The sequence below is a fragment of the Pseudomonas sp. SIMBA_041 genome (assembly GCF_046535095.1).
Lineage (GTDB): Bacteria > Pseudomonadota > Gammaproteobacteria > Pseudomonadales > Pseudomonadaceae > Aquipseudomonas > Aquipseudomonas mucoides.
Genome location: NZ_JAWRXJ010000349.1, coordinates 1 through 269 on the forward strand (window position 1 = coordinate 1; position 269 = coordinate 269).

Annotated in this window: 1 pseudogene; it reads left to right on the plus strand. The window is 62.1% G+C overall.

The features are described 5' to 3' along the window. Nucleotides 1–69: 69 nt before the first annotated feature. Nucleotides 70–269, plus strand: a pseudogene (locus tag SB725_RS31440) (NAD(P)H dehydrogenase); the annotation flags it as partial.

The window sequence follows — 269 nt, forward strand, 5'->3', positions numbered from 1 at the left end:
TTTGCGCAGCCCGCCTGTGCGTTCAAGCACCAGCGGACATGTCATCAACGCTGCCAAGGAGAAGCACCCGTGGTTGAACGTGTCTTGTATGTGTGCGCCTCACCGAGAGGAGAGCGCTCGGTTTCCGCTCAGATTGCCGAAGTCTTTCTGTCGGCGCTGGCAGAGCGCAAAGCCATAGAGGTTGACCGCCTGGACCCTTGGGAATGCGCGCTGCCCGAGGTGGATGGCGACCTGCTTGCGGCCAAGTACGCAGGGCTTGCCGATGCCCC